Origin of the sequence: Bacteriovorax sp. DB6_IX (assembly GCF_000447775.1) — a bacterium.
Lineage (GTDB): Bacteria > Bdellovibrionota > Bacteriovoracia > Bacteriovoracales > Bacteriovoracaceae > Halobacteriovorax_A.
This window is the reverse complement of sequence record NZ_AUNJ01000081.1, coordinates 1-239: the sequence shown is the minus strand read 5'-3', so window position 1 is coordinate 239 and position 239 is coordinate 1. Positions and strand designations below refer to the sequence as shown.

The 239-nt window shown below is 34.3% G+C and carries 1 protein-coding gene; it reads left to right on the top strand.

Features of this window, described 5'->3' with window-relative positions; translation table 11 throughout:
• Nucleotides 1-239, top strand: a 239-nt coding sequence (locus tag M901_RS17930) for a hypothetical protein (protein ID WP_034719803.1), incomplete at both ends; no start/stop codon positions are given.

Genomic DNA, 239 nt, shown 5'->3' with positions numbered 1-239 from the left:
GTATAGGAATATAAAAATACTTAAAAAGTATGAGGGCCTTATTCAAGATTATATTCTTGAAGGTGCAAAGGATCATAATATTCCCCACGAGCTTTGTCTTCGAGATTATCTGCTATCCCTCTGTAAGCTTTTGAATGGTCCAGAAAGAGAGAGGATTATTGAACTTTACGAATCTGCAGGATTTTACGAATACGATTTGAAGGCACTAAAAAGTATAAGATATCGTAAAAGAGTAAGAG